16 protein-coding genes and 1 pseudogene are annotated in these 18788 nt (G+C 73.7%); 6 read left to right on the forward strand and 11 right to left on the reverse strand.

Features of this window, described 5'->3' with window-relative positions; all coding sequences use genetic code 11:
• Window positions 1–47: 47 nt before the first annotated feature.
• Window positions 48–1913 (reverse strand): S8 family serine peptidase, encoded by a 1866-nt coding sequence (locus AB0G13_RS00335; protein WP_357866655.1) that lies wholly within the window; start codon window positions 1911–1913, stop codon window positions 48–50.
• A 217-nt stretch (window positions 1914–2130) separates the two neighbouring features.
• Between AB0G13_RS00335 and AB0G13_RS00340 the strand changes: the two genes are divergently transcribed.
• A complete protein-coding gene (locus tag AB0G13_RS00340) occupies window positions 2131–2730 on the forward strand; it encodes a hypothetical protein (RefSeq protein ID WP_357866657.1) in 600 nt (199 codons plus the stop codon).
• Here AB0G13_RS00340 and AB0G13_RS00345 read toward each other — a convergent pair.
• From AB0G13_RS00345 to AB0G13_RS00355, 3 genes are all read right to left on the reverse strand, one after another.
• On the reverse strand, window positions 2698–3105 hold the full coding sequence (locus AB0G13_RS00345; RefSeq protein ID WP_357866660.1) for a hypothetical protein: 408 nt from the start codon (window positions 3103–3105) through the stop codon (window positions 2698–2700). The two genes, AB0G13_RS00340 and AB0G13_RS00345, sit on opposite strands and share 33 nt — an antisense overlap.
• 257 nt (window positions 3106–3362) lie before the next feature.
• Window positions 3363–3584: a DUF397 domain-containing protein gene (locus AB0G13_RS00350; protein ID WP_357866662.1), complete on the reverse strand. Its 222-nt coding sequence runs from the start codon at window positions 3582–3584 to the stop codon at window positions 3363–3365.
• Entirely contained in the window at window positions 3554–4435 is an 882-nt protein-coding gene (locus AB0G13_RS00355) for a helix-turn-helix transcriptional regulator (RefSeq protein ID WP_357866664.1), read from the reverse strand. Before AB0G13_RS00355 ends, AB0G13_RS00350 begins: the two co-directional genes overlap by 31 nt.
• A 628-nt stretch (window positions 4436–5063) precedes the next feature.
• Here AB0G13_RS00355 and AB0G13_RS00360 point away from each other — a divergent pair.
• Together AB0G13_RS00360 and AB0G13_RS00365 are read left to right on the forward strand one after the other, a co-directional pair.
• A complete protein-coding gene (locus tag AB0G13_RS00360; RefSeq protein ID WP_357866667.1) occupies window positions 5064–5351 on the forward strand; it encodes a hypothetical protein in 288 nt (95 codons plus the stop codon).
• Window positions 5352–5451: 100 nt separating this feature from the next.
• Window positions 5452–5904, forward strand: a complete 453-nt coding sequence (locus AB0G13_RS00365) for a hypothetical protein (protein ID WP_357866669.1) — start codon at window positions 5452–5454, stop codon at window positions 5902–5904.
• A gap of 36 nt (window positions 5905–5940) precedes the next feature.
• Here AB0G13_RS00365 and AB0G13_RS00370 read toward each other — a convergent pair whose 3' ends face one another.
• Window positions 5941–6669: a PASTA domain-containing protein gene (locus tag AB0G13_RS00370; protein WP_357866671.1), complete on the reverse strand. Its 729-nt coding sequence runs from the start codon at window positions 6667–6669 to the stop codon at window positions 5941–5943.
• Window positions 6670–6929: 260 nt separating this feature from the next.
• Window positions 6930–7601, reverse strand: coding sequence for a PASTA domain-containing protein (locus AB0G13_RS00375; RefSeq protein ID WP_357866673.1), 672 nt, complete (start codon window positions 7599–7601; stop codon window positions 6930–6932).
• A gap of 124 nt (window positions 7602–7725) precedes the next feature.
• Here AB0G13_RS00375 and AB0G13_RS00380 point away from each other — a divergent pair, with 124 nt between their 5' ends.
• Window positions 7726–9096 (forward strand): hypothetical protein, encoded by a 1371-nt coding sequence (locus AB0G13_RS00380; RefSeq protein WP_357866676.1) that lies wholly within the window; start codon window positions 7726–7728, stop codon window positions 9094–9096.
• 104 nt (window positions 9097–9200) lie between these two features.
• On the opposite strand, the gene AB0G13_RS00385 is transcribed toward AB0G13_RS00380, so the two are convergent.
• Window positions 9201–10679, reverse strand: coding sequence for a glutamate--cysteine ligase (locus AB0G13_RS00385; RefSeq protein WP_357866679.1), 1479 nt, complete (start codon window positions 10677–10679; stop codon window positions 9201–9203).
• A 309-nt stretch (window positions 10680–10988) separates the two neighbouring features.
• Window positions 10989–11570: a YceI family protein gene (locus tag AB0G13_RS00390; RefSeq protein ID WP_357866681.1), complete on the reverse strand. Its 582-nt coding sequence runs from the start codon at window positions 11568–11570 to the stop codon at window positions 10989–10991.
• Between the two features lie 104 nt (window positions 11571–11674).
• On the opposite strand from AB0G13_RS00390, the gene AB0G13_RS00395 reads away from it, so the two are divergent.
• Window positions 11675–12184 carry a MarR family transcriptional regulator gene (locus tag AB0G13_RS00395; protein WP_357866684.1) on the forward strand — a complete coding sequence of 170 codons (510 nt, stop codon included), beginning with the start codon at window positions 11675–11677 and terminating at the stop codon, window positions 12182–12184.
• Window positions 12185–12459: 275 nt separating this feature from the next.
• On the opposite strand, the pseudogene AB0G13_RS00400 reads toward AB0G13_RS00395, so the two are convergent.
• The 3 genes and pseudogenes from AB0G13_RS00400 to AB0G13_RS00410 all read right to left on the reverse strand — a co-directional run.
• Window positions 12460–15042, reverse strand: a pseudogene (locus AB0G13_RS00400) (helix-turn-helix domain-containing protein); the annotation flags it as partial.
• 172 nt (window positions 15043–15214) lie between these two features.
• Window positions 15215–16369 (reverse strand): acyl-CoA dehydrogenase family protein, encoded by a 1155-nt coding sequence (locus tag AB0G13_RS00405; RefSeq protein WP_357866686.1) that lies wholly within the window; start codon window positions 16367–16369, stop codon window positions 15215–15217.
• Window positions 16370–16471: 102 nt separating this feature from the next.
• Window positions 16472–18004, reverse strand: a complete 1533-nt coding sequence (locus AB0G13_RS00410; RefSeq protein ID WP_357866689.1) for an acyl-CoA carboxylase subunit beta — start codon at window positions 18002–18004, stop codon at window positions 16472–16474.
• A gap of 206 nt (window positions 18005–18210) precedes the next feature.
• On the opposite strand from AB0G13_RS00410, the gene AB0G13_RS00415 reads away from it, so the two are divergent.
• Window positions 18211–18771, forward strand: coding sequence for a snapalysin family zinc-dependent metalloprotease (locus tag AB0G13_RS00415; protein ID WP_357866691.1), 561 nt, complete (start codon window positions 18211–18213; stop codon window positions 18769–18771).
• The last annotated feature ends 17 nt before the right edge of the window (window positions 18772–18788 follow it).

Here is an 18788-nt window from a genome sequence, read left to right on the forward strand (position 1 = left end):
TGAGGCCCCTCCCGGTCGCCGGGAGGGGCCTCACCTGTGTCGGGGACCTAGAGGGTCAGGGTCCAGGTGTTGATGTAGCCGGTGTCGCCGGCGTAGACGTCCCGCACCTGCAACCGCCAGGTGCCGTTGGCCGCCTCGCTCGACAGGTTCGCGGTGTACGTGGTGTTGATGTTGGCCGCGCCGTCCCAGAAGCTGCTGTTCTTCAGCCGGTAGGACGAGCCGTCCGGCGCGACCAGGTCGACGACGAGGTCACCGCGGTAGGTGTGCACGATGTTCACCGCGACGGTGGAGGCCGACGAGGCGTTGCGGGCACAGCCGGAGATCACGATCGAGCTGCTGGCCGTGGCGCCCGTGTCCGGGATCGCGACGTCGGTGCCGTTGGTGCCGGAGCAGCTGCCACCACCGGTGCCGGTGACCGTCAGCGAGTAGGTCGCGGTGCGGCTGCCCGAGGCCGCGGTGCCCGTCACGGTCACGGTGTAGGTGCCGGGCGGGGTGCTCGCCGAGGTGCTGATGGTGAGCGTCGAGGAACCACCCGAGGTGACGGTGGCCGGGCTGAACGAGGCGGTCGCCCCGGCCGGCAGCCCGCTGGCGGAGAGGCTCACCGACTGGGCGGAGCCGTTGGTCGTCGCGGTGCCGACCGTGGCGGTCACCGAGCCGCCCGGCGCGGTCGAGCCGGAGGTCGGCGAGACCGAGACGGAGAAGTCGTCGGTCGGCGGCGGGGTGTCGCCGTTGACGACGTAGAGCAGCCTGTTCGGCGAGCCGGTGCCGGGGTTCCCCACCACGTTGGGGGTGGCGTTGTTCACCAGGTAGTCGCGGACCTGCTGCGGCGACCAGGCCGGGTTGGCGCTGGCCACGAGGGCCGCCGCGCCCACCACGTGCGGCGTCGCCATCGAGGTGCCGCTGATCGTGTTGGTCGCGGTGTCGCTGGTGTGCCACGCCGAGGTGATCGACGAGCCGGGCGCGAAGATGTCCAGGCAGGTGCCGATGTTGGAGAACGACGACCGGGCGTCCGTGTTGGTCGTCGAGCCGACGGTGATGCCCTCGGCGGTCCGGGCGGGCGAGGTGTTGCAGGCGTTGCCGCCGGAGTCGTTGCCGGCAGCCAGGCCGTAGCTCACGCCGGAGTTGATGGAGTTCCGCACGGCGGTGTCGAGCGAGGTGTTCGCGCCGCCGCCGAGGCTCATGTTGGCCACGGCCGGCTTGACCGCGTTCTGGGTGACCCAGTCGACACCGGCGATGACGCCAGCGTTCGTGCCGCTGCCCTGGCAGTTCAGCACCCGTACGCCTACCAGCTGGACGCCCTTGGCGACGCCGTACGCCGAACCGCCGACGGTGCCGGCGACGTGCGTGCCGTGCCCGTTGCAGTCGTCGGCGGAGCCACCGTCGACGGCGTCGTAGCCGGAGACGGCCCGGCCGCCGAAGTCGCTGTGGCTGAACCGGATGCCGGTGTCGATGATGTAGGCGTGCACGTTGCTCGCCGTGTTCGGGTACGTGTAGGAGCTGTCCAGCGGCAGAGCGCGCTGGTCGATCCGGTCCAGGCCCCAGGAGGGCGGGTTGGTCTGGGTGCCGCTGGCGGAGACCGTGTGGTTCTGCTCGACGTACGCCACGGCGGGGTCCGCGGCGATGCGGGCGGCGGCCCTGGCGCCGACCCGGACCTCGAAGCCGCGCAGCGCGGCGCTGTAGGTGCGGGCGACCGCGCCGCCGTGCCGGTTGACCAGCCGCTGCGCGGTGTCACCGACACCGCTGCGGGCGACCGAGCTGTCCTTGAAGACGACGATGTAGCTGTCGGCCACGGCGGTGGCACCGCCCGCGGTGCGGATCGTGCCCACCGGTTCGGCGGCCATGGCGGGCGTGGCGGTCGCCACCATGGCCAGCGTGGCCACCCCGACGAGTACGGACCTGCGTGGAAGACCCATCTTCTACTCCCTCCGACCGGCACCGACCGTCCAACTGTTCGTGACGAGTGAATCGATGAATGCCGATCAGGCTGAGGGTAGGGCGGGGTAAACGGGAATTCAAACATGTCGACTTCCCCATAACATCGGGAAGATGGCCCCTAGGGGAGGCGGCTGCGGGACGAACCGGGGGCCTGCCCGGATTCACGATCGTCGAAAACGGGCAAGACTCTCCGTCATGGAGAGCCACCTCACCGTGCTGCTGTCGCTGACCGCCGTCTGGCTCGTCGCCGGCTGGCTCGCGGACGGGCTGCCCCGGCTGGACCACGCCCGGGCCCTGCGTCGGCGTACCGGATGGGTGCTCGCCCTGACGCTGGCCGGCCTGGGGCTGACGGCCGCCGTGCTGGTCGCGGGGCTCACCAGCGCCGGCGCGACCCCGGCGGACCGGGCGGCCGCCGGGCTCACCCTCGCCGTCGCCCCCGCGCTCGTGGTCGCGGCCTGCACGGTGCGCCGGGTACGCCGGCTGCGGGCGGGCGCGGGCGCCCTCTCCTCGGCGCCGGACACCCCGGCTCCGCACGGCCTGCGGGCCTCCGCCGCGCACCCGTTGATCGGGCTCCCGGTGCAGGTCACCGGCCTGGCGATCCTGCCCGCGGTGGTCGCGGCGAGCGCCCCGGACCTGCTGTTCGGGCCCGGCGTGACCGGTCCGGCGATCACCCTGGGCGTGCTGGGCGTCGTCGCCATCGGCGTACGCCACGCCCTGCGGCACAGCCGGCTCGTCGAGCGGGCCGTGCCGGCACGGCCCGCGTCACCGCGAGCGGCCGGGGCCCTGCACGTATAGCAGTTCCAGGATCGCCCGGGTCGCCTCGAACCAGCGGTCGAGCCAGCCGGGCGGCGGGACGCTGCCCTTCGGCGGCAGCTCCATCAGCAGCCCGCGCAGCAGCGGGTGGTCGACCAGCGACTCGGCCGGCTCCACCGACCAGCCCCCGGGCGGGAACGACGGCTCGGTCAGCGGGTTGGGATCCAGCGAGGGCAGGGAGAGCGGCGGACCGGCCTGCTCCGGCGGGGCGGCCGGGCCCTCCCGGCCACCGATCTCGGTGTCGGTCGACACCACCTCGGTGAGGACGGTGTCCCGGCGTGCCCCCCGGTACTTGCCCCCGAAGCGTTCCGGCTTGCCCGGCCCGTTGGTGAGGTTGTCTGACCCGATCGTCGTCATCCGTCTCGCCTGTCTCGCTCGGTTGCCGATCCCTGCGGCGGGCTGTCGACCAGCGCCGTACCGAGGGGTACAACGACCCGGGACCCGATGTGGCGACGCCGACGGCGGGACGTCTTCGCGGCCGGTCCGGACGCGGGCACGACGGTGCCCCGCCCGGCGCCCGGGCGGGAGGACGCCTCGACCCGGCCCTCGGGCACGGCGATGCCCCCGCCCGGCCCTACCGCCGGACGGGGGCACCTCGTCACACCACGGGCCCGTCAGCCCTTGTCGAACACACCGCCCCTGGTGCCGGCGACGAAGGCGTGCCAGTCACCCGGGGCGAAGACCAGGGCCGGGCCCGTCTTGTCCTTCGAGTCCCGCACGCCGACCGCCCCCGTCACGTACGCCACCTCCACGCAGTTGTCACAGTTCGGCCCGCTCTTCGAGCTCTTGAACCACGTTGCCTGCGTCAGGTCCACGGGGAACCCCTTGGTCGCCATTTCCACAACGGCTCCTCTGCCAGTTTCGCGATGTGTGCGATGGACTCCTCCGGACGAATGGCCGCCGCTCGGATGTGATCAAAGATGAAGCTGTACTTCTGCAGTTCGTCACTCTTCTCCAGGAAGAGCCCACCCGTGGCATTCTCCGCGTACACGACATCCGGATCACCGGGCTCAGGGAAGCTGAGGATCGTGAAGGTGCCGTCCATGCCGGCGTGCGCCCCCACCTCGAAAGGCAGGATCTGGAGCGTCACGTTCGGCAGTTCCGCCACCTCGACCAGGCGTTTGAGCTGGTCACGCATCACCTCGTCCCCGCCCACCGGACGGCTCACCACCGCCTCATCGAGCACCACCCACAGATCGACCGGATCATCCTGCGTCAACAACGACTGACGGCCCAGACGGACACGCACCCGTTGCCGCACCTGTTCGGGCGTGAAGTCGGGCCGGGCGGCCCGGATCATCGCGCCCGCGTACTCCTCGGTCTCCAGCAGCCCGGGCACCACCTGCTGCTCGTACGCCCGGATCGAGCTGGCCGCCGCCTCCAGCCCGACGTACGCGCCGACCAGCACCGTGCTGTAGGGGTGCCACCAGCCCTTCTGCCGCGCCTCCCGGGCGATCTGCACCAGCTCGTCGCTCTCGGCGCCCACCACGCCGTAGATCCGCAGCATGTCCCGCACGTCGCGCGGAGTGGCCGTGGTGTGGCCGGTCTCGATCCGCGAGACCTTCGACGCCGAGCACTCCAGCTGCTCGGCGACCGCCTCGATGGTGATCCGGGCCGCCTCCCGCTGCCGACGCAGTTCGGCGCCGAGGCGACGACGTCGGATGGTGGGGCTGCGCCGCTCGCTCACGACACGACCCCGCCCGCTGGTCGGAACCACCGCCTGTCAGGCCTCACCCGGTCCACCTCCGCCTCGCCGTGCGCCACTGTCGTCACCCGCCAGGGGCGCGACCGTCGTGCGGCGGGCGTCGTTCGCGGCGTGGGGTGGTGCCGGTCATCGGCCGGCCGCGACGGGCGAAACCGGCTCCCAGTGTGCCGGGCATACGTGAACGCCTTCAAGCGCTGCTTTGCGCGAGCCGCTCACGTATCGGCAAAAGTCGACGTGCAACTTGCATGAAGCACGTCGCTGATGCAGTCTGTCCGTATGGCACGGGTTACTCACCGTCTCCGTCCGCTTCCCCGCCGTGGTGATCCCACGGGCTGCGGGACGCGCGGCGGCGGGACCGCCCGACAGTCGACAACCAGACCTGCCCCGGGTTGATGACCTCGCCGCTGCACGCCAGTTGGCTGCGGCGGCGGGAGCGGTACCCGGAGTAGCCGGGTGTTGGTCGGGTGGCGGTTCGCCACCAGCGGGTACGGCCCGACCACCACCACCCGCGACACCGGTCCACGAGGCACGACCCCGCCCCCGGGCCATCGACGTCCCCCGACCCGCACCGCCGGCCCGTCCGCCGGCCCACCCTCCCCCAGGAGCCCATGTGCTTCCCCGCTCCGGTGACGTAGTGCACGTGACTCGCGCGGCGAGTGTCCAGTTCCTCAGACCCATCATGTTCCGGGTCATCCGGGTGCTCGACTGGCCGACCTACGACGGCTGGGTCTGGCTCGAAGGCTACGAGTTGAACGCATCGGGGGACGCGGTCGACCGGCGGTCGATCTTCGTCCAGCGGGAGGGGCTGCGCCACCTGCGGTCGGCTCCCGAGCCGCGTCCGCACACCGTGCGCGCGCCGCGCCGGCCCGTCTCCCGCACCCCCGTCCGGGTGGGCTGACCTGCGCGATCGGCAGCCGAGGGGCGTGCCGTCGCCATAAGATGAGGTACGCCCACCCCGGCACGTTTCCACCCCGCGCGTCCAGGACCCCGAACCTGGGATGGCCATGGTCAATCAGCCCGCCGCGCGGCGGCACCACCGCTCCCGTATCGCCTACGCCTTCGGACTCCTGGCGCTGCTCGGCGCCGCCACCACGTTGGTGGTCGTGGTCCGCGATCCCGCCCTCTCGTCCACCACGCGGCTGACCACCCCGGTCCCGGCACCGGAGATCACCGTGGTGGACGAGGACCCGCCCGACGGCGACGACGGGCTGGACGACCTCGACGCCCCGTACACACTGGCCGGACCGGACGCGCGCGGCGACGCCGACGAGCCCGGACCGGCCGCCGCCGCCGGGACCAGCGTTCCCACGGACTCTTCGGGCGGTACGGCGCAGGCCGCCCGCCCCGCACCGGACGACGTCCGCCGTTCCCTCTTCTGGTCCGGCATCTTCGGACTGGCCATCTCGCTGGCCGGGCTCGGCATGGTCGGGACGAGACGGCGCATGTGGTGACGCGGCGGCGCCCCCCGCGGCGGCGAGGTCAGCGGCTCACCCGGTGGCGGTCGGTTCGACCGACGGCGTGACCTCGCCGGTCGGCGAGCCGGCGTCGCGGGCCACCACCAGCGTGACCTCCTCGTCCTCCGGGACCAGCTCACCCGCCTCCGGTTCGGTGCGGATCACGGTACCGGCGGGACGGTCGGACGTCTCGTACTCCACCCGGTGGCCCAGCCCGACGTCGTCCAGGATCGCCTGCGCCGTCGCCAGCGGCAGGTTCACCACCGGCGGCATCGGCAGCTCGGCCGGCGCCGAGGGCGACGGGGACGCCGAGGGCGACGAGCTGGTGGGGGCGGCCGAGGTCGGCGCGGCGGTGGTCGGCGACGCGCGGGTCACCGACGGCGAGGGCGACGGCTCCGGCCCGCTCGGATCGTCGTCCGCCGACTGGAGGGCCAGCCACAGCCCGGCACCGAGCAGGCCGAGCAGCAGCAGCACGATCACGCCCCACAGGATCGGCAGCCACCAGCGCCGCGCGCCCTGGTCGTCGGCGTACCACTCGGTTTCCGGGTGGTCGTCGGGTCGGGCGGGGCGCACCTCCGCCCGGCCGGACCACGCCGCCGGCCCGGACCGCTCCGGCGGCATGGCGGCCGTACGGTCCAGGGGGGCGGCGCCCTCGACGGGTCGGGTGGCGTCGGCGCCCGGGGCGGGCCGGTCGGGGCGGGGCAGTGGGCGGGTCCGGTCGTCGGGCTCCCCGGCGGGCGGTTCCTGGCGGTCGTCGCTCATGCCGGCACTCCGCTCCGCTGCGTGCCGACCCGAGACACCACCGCACTGTGCCGATGACTCGCTCGCTGACGCTCGCTCATGCCGGCACTCCGCTCCGCTGCGTGCCGACCCGAGACACCACCGCACTGTGCCGATGACTCGCTCGCTGACGCTCGCTCATCGCACGTCCTCTCCCGGCCCGGGCGGGCGTCGCGGGCCCCTGACCGCCAACCTAGCGGTCCCGAGGGCCATCGGCCGGGATCAGCGTGCCGGACGCTCCGTCACGGTGTCGGGGAGGCCGATGCGTCGTCCTCCGGCGCGGCGCCGCACCAGATCGACACCTGGTCGTTCCACCGGCCCGCAGCGTCGCCGGCCGGGTCCTGACGGCTGACCGTCCCGGTCCTGCCCGTCCGGTACTGCGGGTAGAAGCCCTCGTCGACGAGTTCGTCCGCCGCGTCGTCGCAGTCGTCGCCCACCACGTCCGGCACGGTGGCGGCCGGCGCCGGCCCGCTCACGTAGAGCGTCACGGTGCGCCCGGGCTGCACCTCGGCACCCACCTCCGGGGAGGTGCGCTCCACCGTCGTCCCCGTGCCGCTGCCGAAGACGAGCCGCCAGCCCAGCCGCTTCTCGCGCAGCTCGTCGCGGGCGTCCGTGAATTCCTCGCCGACGAGCGCCGGGACCGTCAGCCCGGCGGAGCGGCTCGGCGCGGTCGTCCGGGGAGCCGGCGGCACAGGCCGGCCCGGGGTCGACCGGGCCGCGCCCGGGGTGCCGGTGGAGGGCAGGGCCTCCGCCGCTGCCGGCGGTGTGGCCGGTGGATCGTCCTCGCCGGCCAGGATCCAGCCGCCGGTCGCGCCGACGGCGGCGAGCAGCACGACGGCCAGCCCGCCCCTGAGCAGCACCGTCGACCGGTCCGGCCCGGCGTCGTCCCGCGCGCCCGTGTCCCCGTCCGTCATACGCCCACCCCGCCTCGGTCACCGGCGACCGTACCCGCTTGCGGCGGCGCCGGCGTCATCGCCTGTCGTCCCGGGCGGACCGCACGACTCGCCGCGCCGACCACGGGACGTTACGCTCCCCGGCATGGCCAGACGGGGCTGGGGAGGATCGATCGCTACCGCGGTCGGCGTCGCTGCCGGCGCGGGCGCGGCCCAACTGGGCTTCGGCTACGGGCTGGGCATCATCAACTGGGCGCCGGCCGACGCGACCGCCGGCGCGACCGCCTGGGTGGCGGGCCTGATCTGGGCCACCTGGATCGCGGCCACCTCGACGGTCTTCGGCGCGGTCTGCGCCCAGCGGCTGCGCGACCACGCCCCGGCGCCGCACACCGACGCGGCTCCGGCCGAAGGCGCGGCTCCGGCCGGACCGGCCAACGGCGCCCTCGGCTCCGTCGCGCTCGCCGTGGCCGCCGGAATCGGCGCGCTGATCACCGTGCTGCTGGTGGCCGTGCCGGCCCGGGAGGCGGTGGCGGTGGCGGACACCGGTTCGCCCCGGAACGTCGCGGCGGCCTACGCGGCGGTCGGCGTGCTGGTCGGGGCGCTGACGGCGGTCTGGGCGCTGCGCTCGCGGGCCGCCGCGAACAACGTGATCGCCACCGTCGGCTGGCTCTGGCTGCTCGCCGTGGTCGCCGTCGTGGACGGCGTGCTGGCCGGGCGCGGCCTCACCAGTGCGCAGCTCGGCATCTGGCAGCTCGGCCCCGACGACGGGCGGTACTGGATCCGCGACTACTTCTACTGGCCGGGGGCGCTGCTGTCCCTCGGTTCCGCGCTGGTGATCGGTGCCCTCGCCGCCCGCCGGGACGCCCGGTTTCCCGACCACCGGGTCGGGGCCGCCGCCTCCGGTGCGGCCGGGCCGCTGCTCGTCGCGACCGCGTACTTCCTGGCGGTGCCGAGGCTGACCGCGATCAGCCCGGAGCAGGTGTCGGCGCACCTGATCGCGCCGTACGCGGTGATCATCGGGGTTGGCGGCGCCGTCCTGGTCACCACCCTCGCCCAGCGGGCCGCCCGACGGGCCGCGGCCCGGGGACCGGTGCGGGTGCCCCGCCAGCGCACCGGCGAGCCCGCCGACCACCCGGGCGCACCGGATCCGGGCGGGCAGGGCCACCCGGCCGACGGCACCGGCCACGCCCGGACGACGCACGACGACAGCCACACCACCACGCCGGTCGGCACCGCCGCCGCCACGCCGCCCGGCGGCAGCACCACCCCCGCGACGCCGATCGGCGTCGCGCCGGGCCGGGACACCGTGGCGACGGGCGGAGGGGCGCTTTCCGCCGACCGCGAACCGGTGCCGGTCGCCGCCGCAAGGGCCGCGGCCACGCCCGGCACGCCGACCGGGGAGGCGGCCGCTTCGTCGGCCGAGGACGTGCCGGCGCCGGCCACGACCGGGGTGCCCTCCGTCCCGGCCGTCGACGGTCCGGCGGAGCCGCCGGCCACCGGCCGCCGCACACGCTGAGCGCCGGCCGCGTGCGGGACGGCTCCACGACGGAGCGCCCGGGCGGGACGGCTCCGCCACCGACCGGGCCGCAACGGCTCCGGGGCGGAGCGCCCCGGGCCGGGTCAGTCGACGGGCCAGGTGTGCACGGGCTCGTTGCCGCGTTGCAGCTCGGCGTAGCGCTGCACCATGTGGTGCAGGGCGGCGTCCCGGTCCATGCCGCGGTGCCGCTCGGCCGACCAGACCGCCTCGGTCTGCCAGACCGCGCCGTTGCGGCCCGTACGGCAGCGTTGCTCGATGATGCCGAGCAGCCGGTCGCGCTCGGTCGGGGCCACCCCGAACCGGTCGAGCCCGGCGGCGGCCGTGGGCAGCAGGACGTCCAGGACCAGCTTGGTCACCGGCACCTCGCCGAGACGGGGCCAGTGCAGGACGGCGTCCATGCCGCGCCGGGCGGCGGCGTGGAAGTTCTCCTCGGCGGAGCTGAAGGTGAGCTGGCTCCAGATGGGCCGTTCCGCCTCCGCCAGCCCCCGCGCCAACCCGAAGTAGAAGGCGGCGTTGGCCAGCATGTCGACCACGGTCGGGCCGGCCGGCAGCACCCGGTTCTCCACGCGCAGGTGCGGGCGGCCGTTCATGATGTCGTAGATAGGCCGGTTCCACCGGTAGACGGTGCCGTTGTGCAGGCGCAGCTCGCCCAGCTCCGGCACGCCGCCGCCGTGCAGGACCTCGACCGGGTCCTCGTCCTCGCAGATCGGCAGCAACGGCGGGAAGTAGCGGACGTTCTCCTCGAAGAGGTCGAAGATCGAGGTGATCCAGCGTTCACCGAACCAGACCCGGGGGCGTACGCCCTGCGCCTTCAGCTCGTCCGGCCGGGTGTCGGTGGCCTGCTCGAACAGGGCGATCCGGGTCTCCGCCCAGAGCTGCCGCCCGTAGAGGAAGGGCGAGTTGGCCCCGACGGCCACCTGCACCCCCGCGATGGCCTGGGAGGCGTTCCAGTAGTCGGCGAAGCTGTCCGGGGCGACCTGGAGGTGGAACTGGAGGCTGGTGCAGGCGGCCTCGGGGGCGATCGAGTCGGTGTGGGTCTGGAGGCGCTCGACGCCCCGGATGTCGAGCTCGATGTCCTCGCCCCGGGCACCGACGATCTGGTCGTTGAGCACCCGGTACCGCTCGTTGGTGGAGAGGTTGTCCTCGACCAGGTGGCGCTCCGTGAGCGTGGGCAGGATGCCGACCAGGACGATCTTCGCGTCCGACTTGGCGGCCCGCTCGTCGGCGCGGGAGAGGCTGCCGCGCAGGTCCTGCTCGTAGTCGGCGAACCCGTTGCCCTCGATCAGCCGGGGCGGCGCGTTCAGCTCCAGGTTGAACTGGCCCAGCTCGGTCTGGAAGAGCGGATCGGCGATGTCGGCGAGGATCTGGTCGTTGCGCATCGCCGGCTCGGCCGCCGAGTCGACGAGGTTCAGCTCGATCTCCAGCCCGGTCATGGGCCGGTCGGCGTCGAAGCCGAAGTCGTCCAGCATCAGGGCGAAGACGTCCAGGCACCGCCGGACCTTCTGGCGGTAGCGGACCCGGTCCTCCCGGGAGAAGGCGCCCTGCTCGACGTCCCTGCCCATGTTTCCTCCCGGCGCGAGGCGCAGTCGGGCCGTGCCGGCCCGGTAAGCGCGTGGTGAACCCCTCCACGTTAGGAGCGTCGGCATCGTCGGTACCAGAGGAGGTCCCGGCGATCCCACGGCCGGGACGACCGTGCTCCGGCCGACGGACGCGCTCCCGGCGGCATCTCTACCCAGCGCGGGTCGCCCGGCACCGGGCCGGACCGCGAATAAGTCGTGACAAATCGCACCTGGGCGGCGCGGCCTTCGCCCTGCGTACACGCGTCGGGCCCGCGCCGTGACGCGGCGCGGGCCCGGAAGCGGTGCGGCGGATCAGGCCTGGCGGACGGCCTCGCCCTCGATCTCGATCTTGATCTTCTTGCCGACCAGCACGCCCCCGGTCTCCAGGGCGACGTTCCAGGTCAGGCCGAAGTCCTCGCGGTCGATCTCGGTGGAGGCGGAGAAGCCGAAGATGTCCTGCCCGAACGGGCTGCGGCCGACGCCCTCGAACTCGACCTCCAGGTCGACCGGGCGGGTGACGCCCTTGATGGTCAGCTCGCCGGAGAGGACGAACTCGTTGCCGTCGCGGGACTTCACGGCGGTGCTGCGGAACTCCAGGGTCGGGAAGCTCTCGACGTCGAGGAACTCGGGGCTGCGCAGGTGCGCGTCCCGGTCGGCCTGGTTGGTGTTGATGGTGGCCGCCTGGATGGTGGCGCTGACCGAGGACTGCATCGGGTCCTCGGCGACGGTGATGGTGGCGCTCGCGTCGGCGAACTCACCGCGTACCTTGCTGACCATCATGTGCCGGGCGACGAAGCCCACGCGCTTGTGTGCCGCGTCCAGCAGGTAGGTGCCGGCGGTCGGGATCGTGAGGCCGTCCCAGTCGCGGGTGACCGGTGCGGTGCTGCTGGTCATGGAAACTGCCCTCCGTGGGGAAAGTTGTTTAGTTGCCCAACGTCTGCTGCAGCAACTATAGGCACAACAATATTCCTCGTGTCAAGGACTGCTACGATGGGCGCGTGGACCAGAACGTGTTCGACGACCCCCGGATCACCGCCGTCGGCCTGCTCGTCGAGGCGCACGCCGGGCTCTCGGCCCGGTTCGCCGCCCAGTTCGAGGAGCACGGCCTCTCACCGGTCGAGTTCGAGGTGCTGACCAGACTCGCCCGCTCACCCGGCAACCAGTTGCGGATGACCGACCTGGCCGCGCAGACCTCGCTCTCGACGAGCGGCGTCACCCGCGTGGTGGACCGCATGGAGCGCGACGGGCTGCTCGCCCGCCGCGCGTGCCCCTCCGACCGGCGCAGCTCGTTCGCCGTGGTCACGGCCTCCGGCCTGCAACGGCTCGACGAGACCCTGCCCGGCCATCTGCGGATCATCGAGCAGTGGTTCACCGGCCAGCTCGACCCGGAGGCGCTGGCGGCCCTGCTCGACGGGCTGCGTCGGGTCCGGGACGCGGTCCACCCCGGCGCCACCGCAGGAAGCACCGGATCGGCCTCCGACTGGGACGAGACGGCAACGCCGTCCTGACCCCCTCGACCGGGCCGCTCGGCACCGGCAGAAAGAGCGGCAGAACTGCCACACCCACGGGACGATAGGCGACCAAACCGGACGGAGCCGCGTGCGGGCGGTGGCTAGTCTTCGAGCAGTGGGGACGCACCGGGGGGTAACGGCGCGGGCGACGAGCGAGGGGTAGCAAGAGGGGCTTCGTCGCCCGCGTCACCCCCGGTTCGCTCTGGGGCGCCCGCCACCCCACGGCCGACACCGCCGTGGCCGGCCTTCCCGGACCACACGCTCCGGCTCGCGGTCGACGCGCGCAACAGCTCCTCCTCGTGCGGCAACAACCGGACACCACTCTGCCGGCAGGCCCGGTCGAGGCGGTCCACCACGTCGGGGTCGCCCGAGCTGGCGGCCAGTCCCACCAGCGCCTCGACCACGTCACGCCGGTCCTGGCCGTCGACGCCCGCCTCCGCCGCTGCGGCGAACCACTCCGCCGCCAGCTCACGATCGCCCCGGTGCAGAGCCAGGTTCCCCTCGATCAGCGCGCAGATCCCGTCCTCCGGGCGCACCCCGGGCGTCGTTGCACCCGCGAGGCGCCCGGGCGACCCCGGGGGCGGGCGCAGCTCGGCCAGCACTCCGGCCGCCTCGGCGGACCGGCCGTCACGGGCCAGCGCCAGCCCCACCGTGCCGAGCACCCGGCGACGGTGGCCGGGGTCGCCCAGGTCCGCCAGCGCCGCCACCACCCGCTGGCCCGCCTCGACGGCGTCGGCGTACCGGCCCTCGAGGCGGGACACCTCGGCGAGGTTGGCCCGCGCGAGCACCCGCAGCCGCTGCTCCCCGCCCTGCGCGGCGAGCCGGTCGACTGCGGCCAGCCGGCGCCGGGCGGCCGCCAGGTCGCCGACCCGGATGTCGTGCCAGGCGAGGTTGTTCTGCGCCACCGCCATGTCCCGGGCCCGCCCGTGCCGGACGGCCAGCGCGAGCACCGCCTCGGCCTGCGTCCGCGCCTCGTCGTGCTCGCCGAGGGCGATCAGCAGCGCGAAGAGCACCGTCCGCGCCTCCAACTCCCCGGTGACGTCGCCGGCGGCCCGGAACGCGGCCAGCGCCCCCCGCGCCGCCGGCAGCTCCTCGGCCCCGGCGCCGTGCTCGGCGGCGAGCCGGGCCACCCCGAGGGACGCCCACGCCCGCAGCACCGGATCGACATCGGCGGTACGCGGATCCGCCAGCAGACGCCGGAGCCACTGCCGGCCCGGGACGTCCCGCCCCCGGAACCGCCACCACCGCGACAGCGCCGCCGCCAACCGCAACGCGGTCAGCGGGTCGTCGACGGCGGCGTGCGCCAGGGCGGAGCTGATGTCGCCGGTCACCTCGTCCAGCCGGTGCACCGCCGCCGGCAGGTTGGCGCCGACCAGCTCCGGTGCGGTCCGCGTCACCAGCCGGGCGACGACCTGCGCGTGCCGGCGCCGGATCGCGGTCAGCTCCCCGGCCCCGGTCGCCTGCTCCGTGGCGAAGTCCCGCACGGCGTCGAGCAGGCGGAACCGGAACGGCCCCGCGCCCCGGACGCTCAGCAGACCGAGTTCGACGAGCCGGTCGAGCAGCGGCACCGGGTCCACGACCACCGTCCCGTCCCGGTCGGCGGGGTCGGCGAGCATCTCCTCGGCCAGCTCCACCGACCAGCGGTTGCTGAACGCGGCGAGCCGACGCAACGCGGCCCGCTCGTCCGGGGCGAGGAGGCGGTAGCTGATGGCCACCGCGTCCCGCAGGGTCTCCGCCACCGCCGCCCGCGGGCTCTCCGGGCGGCCCGGCTCGGTCGTGTCCCAGCCCGGCCGCTCCGCCCCCGCCGAGGTGGCGAGGTCGAGGACGCGGTCGCCGTACCGGTCAAGCAGCTCGTTGAGATCGAGGATCCGACCCCGGGCCGCCATCAGCTCGATGGCGAGCGGGAGCCCGCCCAGGCGGCGTACCAGGGCGGCGAGGGCGGGCAGCTCGGCGGGACCGGGCGGCTCCCGGCGGACCTGCGCGAGCCGGGCGGTGAAGAGGGCCACGGCGGGGTATCCGGCCAGCGCCGTCGGGCCCTCCCGCTCGCTGCCCGGCGGCGGTACGTCGAGCGGGGCGACCGGCCACACCCGCTCCCCGGGCAGGCCGACCGGGTGCCGGCCCGTGACCAGCACCCGCAGCGACGGCACCGCCCCGGCGAGCCGGTGCACCGTCTCGGCGACCGCGTCGGGGGCCCGCTCGGCCGCGTCCACGAGCAGCAGCGCAGGCCGGCCGTCGAGGCGGACGGTCAGCTCGGTGAGCCGGGCGACGCCGAAGACGGCGACCGAGGCGGAGAGCACGTCGGCGGCGTCCGAGCCCTCGCCGATGAGCACGCCGGCCGCCCCGCCGGGATGGTCGCCGGCGACCGCGTGGGCCACCGACAGGGCCAGCGCGGTCTTCCCCACGCCGGCCAGCCCGACCAGGCTGACCAGCCGGGGCCCACGCCCGTCGGTGAGCAGCCCGACCAGCTCCGCCAGGTCGCGGTCCCGGCCGATCAGCGCGACCGGGGGCGGGAGCGCGGCCGGCGTACCGGCGTGGTGGTCGGGGTCGACGCGGGCCGGCGGGGCGCTTCCGGCGGTGACCGGCGGGGCGGCCGGGACCGGCCCCCGGGCGGCGGCCAGGAACGCGGACCGGGCGGCCCCGGCCAGCTCCAGCGCGCCGGCGAGCAGCTCGACGGTGGTGCGCTGCGGCCGGGACGAGCGGCCCCGTTCCAGGTCGCGGACGGTCCGGACGCCGACACCGGCCCGGCCCGCCAGCTCGGCCTGGGTCAGGCCGGCGGAGAGCCGGTGCCCGCGCAACACCTGCGGCAGCCCGGTACGACCGCCCGGTTGCGGCGAACGATCATGACTCGGAGTCATGGGCAGGAAGGGTACGGCCGGGGTACGACCGACGGCAGACGAGCGTCGCCCTGCCGACGCACCGGTGCGGATATCCGACAGCGGACCGGACGGACGGCGGCACGGACCGGCAACGCCGAGCGGGCCCGGCGGCGCGGGAGGCGGCTGCCCCCACGCCGCCGGCCCGTCGCCGTCACATGCCCAGGTCGCGGGCGATGATCATGCGCTGCACCTCGGACGTGCCCTCGCCGATCTCCAGGATCTTGGAGTCCCGCCAGAACCGGGCCACCGGGTACTCGTTCATGAAGCCGTAGCCACCGTGGATCTGGGTGGCCTCGCGGGCGTTGTCCACCGCGATGGTGCTGGCGTGCAGCTTGGCGATGGCGGCCTGCCGCTTGAACGGCTCACCGGCGAGCATCCGCGCCGCCGCGTCGTAGTAGGCCAGCCGGGCGGTGTGCGCCTTCATCTCCATGTCGGCGATCTTGAACTGGATCGCCTGGTAGTTGCCGATCGGCTGGCCGAACGCCTGGCGCTCCTTCGCGTACCTGATCGACTCGTCGACGCAGCCCTGGGCGAGGCCGACGGCCAGGGCTGCGATGGCGATCCGCCCCTCGTCGAGGATGCGCAGGAACTGGGCGAAGCCCCGGCCGCGCTCGCCGAGCAGGTTCGCCGCCGGCACCCGGCAGTCGTCGAAGGTCAGCTCGTGGGTGTCCGAGGCGTTCCAGCCGACCTTGGAGTAGCCCGGCGCGACGGTGAAGCCCGGCGTGCCCGAGGGGACGATGATGGTGGACAGCTCCTTGGCGCCGTCCGGGCGGGTGCCGGTGACCGCGGTGACGGTGACCAGCGCGGTGATGTCGGTGCCCGAGTTGGTGATGAACGCCTTGGACCCGTTGATCACCCACTCGTCCGTGGACTCGTCGAGCACCGCGCGGGTCTGGGTGCCGCCGGCGTCCGAACCGGTGCCCGGCTCCGTCAGCCCGAAGCCGGCCAGCGCCTCGCCGCTGAGCAGCTTCGGCAGCCACTGCGCCTTCTGCTCCTCCGTGCCGAAGCGGTAGATCGGCATCGCGCCCAGCGAGACCGCCGCCTCCAGGGTGATGGCGACGCTCGAATCGACCCGGGCCAGTTCCTCCAGCGCGAGGCAGAGCGCGAAGTAGTCGCCGCCCATGCCGCCGTGCTCCTCGGCGAAGGGCAGGCCGAACAGGCCCATCTTGCCCATCTGCCGGATCACCTCGTACGGGAAGGTGTGCTTCTCGTAGTGCTCGGCGATGACCGGGGCGACCACCTCGCGCGCGAATTCCCGCACGCTCTCCCGCAGCGCCTCTTGCTCCTCGGTGAGCCGGAAGTCCATGGAATCCTCCTGTGTGGATGGCCGCCGGGCGCTCGTGACGCCGGCACGGGTCGCTGGTGCGCGGTGCGGGCCCGCGCCGGCCGGGTGGGGCCGGCGGCGGGATCAGACCGGGGTGACGCCGTGCCGGCGCCGGGAGAAGTGCCGCTCCTTGGTGCGGGCGGCGGCGAACCGGCGGACCAGCTCGGCGCGCAGTTCGTGCGGCTCGACGATCGCGTCGACCACCAGCTCGCTGGCGAGCCGGACCACGTCGATGTCGCGCTCGTACTCCTCGCGCTTCGCGGCGACGAACGCGGCCCGCTCGGCCTCGTCCTCGATGGCCGCGATCTTGTTCGCGTAGACCGCGTTGACCGCCGCCTCGGCGCCCATCACCGCGATCTTGGCGGTGGGCAGCGCGATCGTGGCGTCCGGCTCGAAGCCCGGGCCGGCCATCGCGTAGAGGCCGGCGCCGTACGCCTTGCGGACCACCACGCAGATCTTGGGTACGGTCGCCTCGGAGATCGCGGTGATCATCTTGGCGCCGTGCCGGATGATGCCCTGCTTCTCCACCGCGCTGCCGACCATGAACCCGGGCACGTCGGAGAGGAACAGCAGCGGCACGTTGAACGCGTCGCAGAGCTGCACGAAGCGGGTCGCCTTGTCGGCCGAGTCGACGAAGAGCACGCCGCCCTTGAACATCGAGTTGTTGCCGACCACGCCGACGACCTCGCCGTTGAGCCGGCCGAAGCCGATGGTCAGCTCCTTGGCCCAGAGCGCCTGGATCTCGAAGAAGGAGCCGTCGTCGAGCAGGCCCTTGACGTACCGCCGCATGTCGAACGCCTGCCGCTCACTCGCCGGCACCAGCGCGGCCAGGTCGGCCTTCTCCGGCGCCTCGACGGCGGGCGCGGCCGGCGGCTGCTGCGTCCAGTTCGCCGGCAGGTAGGACAGGTAGCGCCGCACCACGTCGAGCGCGTCGGCCTCGGTCTTGCAGAGGAAGTGCCCGACGCCCGACTCGGCGCAGTGCACCTTGGCGCCGCCCATCGCCTCCAGCGTGGTCTTCTCGCCGGTGACCATCTCGACCATCCGGTCGGAGCCGAGGTACATGCTGGCGTTGCCGTCCACCATGGCGACCACGTCGCAGAACGCCGGGATGTACGCCCCGCCGGCCGCGCTCGGGCCGAACAGCGCGCAGACCTGCGGGATGGAGCCGGAGGCGCGGACCTGGTTCCAGAAGATCTTGCCGGCGCCCCGGCGGCCGGGGAAGAGGTCGACCTGGTCGGTGATCCGGGCGCCGGCCGAGTCGACCAGGTAGACCATCGGCACGCTGGTCGAGTAGGCCCGCTCGATGATCCGGATGATCTTCTCGACGGTGCGGGCGCCCCAGCTGCCGGCCTTGACCGTGGAGTCGTTCGCCATCAGGCAGACCGGACGGCCGTCGATGGTGGCCGTGCCGGTGACCACACCGTCGGCCGGGAGACCCTCGGCCATCGCGTTGGCGTAGAGGCCGTCCTCGACGAAGGAGCCCTCGTCCACCAGGAGCGCGACCCGCTCCCGGGCGAAGAGCTTGCCCTTGGCGGCGTTCGCCGCGTGGTACTTGTCCGCACCGCCGGCCCGGGCCCGCTTGCGCAGCTGCTCCAGTGCCTCACCGTCGAGCGTCACGCCGACTCCCTCGCCACCTGAGCCGGTCGCCTCGCGGGCGGCCCGACTGACCTGAACGATCGTTAGGCTAGCGCATCCGTGGGGCGCTCGGCGACTCGCGGGCACGAAGGAGGCACCACCCGGTCGCGCCCGTCGACAAGGCATTGAAAATCATGAATTTATGGGGCTAGGCTCCTGACACCCCTCCTCCCGGATTGGAGTCAGCGATGACCTCACGACTCAACCGGCTCGCGGTCGCGTTCGTCGCGACGGCACTTGCCACCCTCGGCGTCACGGTCGCCAACCCGTCGCCCGCCTCCGCCGCCATGACCATCTGCTACAACACCAGCCAGGCGGGGAGCTTCGCCGGCACGGCCAACCAGGCCGCCTCGATCTGGAACAACGCCACGTCGAACCTGACGCTCACGGCGAACTGCGGCTCCAACCTGCGGATCTACCAGATCACCGGCGGCGGCTCGTACGCCGTCCGGACCAGCCTCGGCAACGGGCGGGTCTACATCGACACCCAGCAGGCCCAGCAGTACAGCCCGCTGCGGATCATGACCCACGAGATCGGGCACATTCTCGGCCTGCCCGACAACTACAACGGCGACTGCGCGCTCCTGATGTCCGGCGGGAGCGCCGGCACCAGCTGCACCAACCCGTACCCGAGCACCACCGAGGCGAACCGGGTGACCAACCTCTTCGCCGGCACCCGCAGCACGGACCGCGCCGGGTCCCAGATCTTCCGCGACAGCTGGCCGGCCACGCTCACCACGGTGGGCTGACCGAGCAGGTACGTCGG

It is taken from the genome of Micromonospora sp. NPDC023633 (genome assembly GCF_040640035.1).
In the GTDB taxonomy this organism is placed as follows: domain Bacteria; phylum Actinomycetota; class Actinomycetes; order Mycobacteriales; family Micromonosporaceae; genus Micromonospora.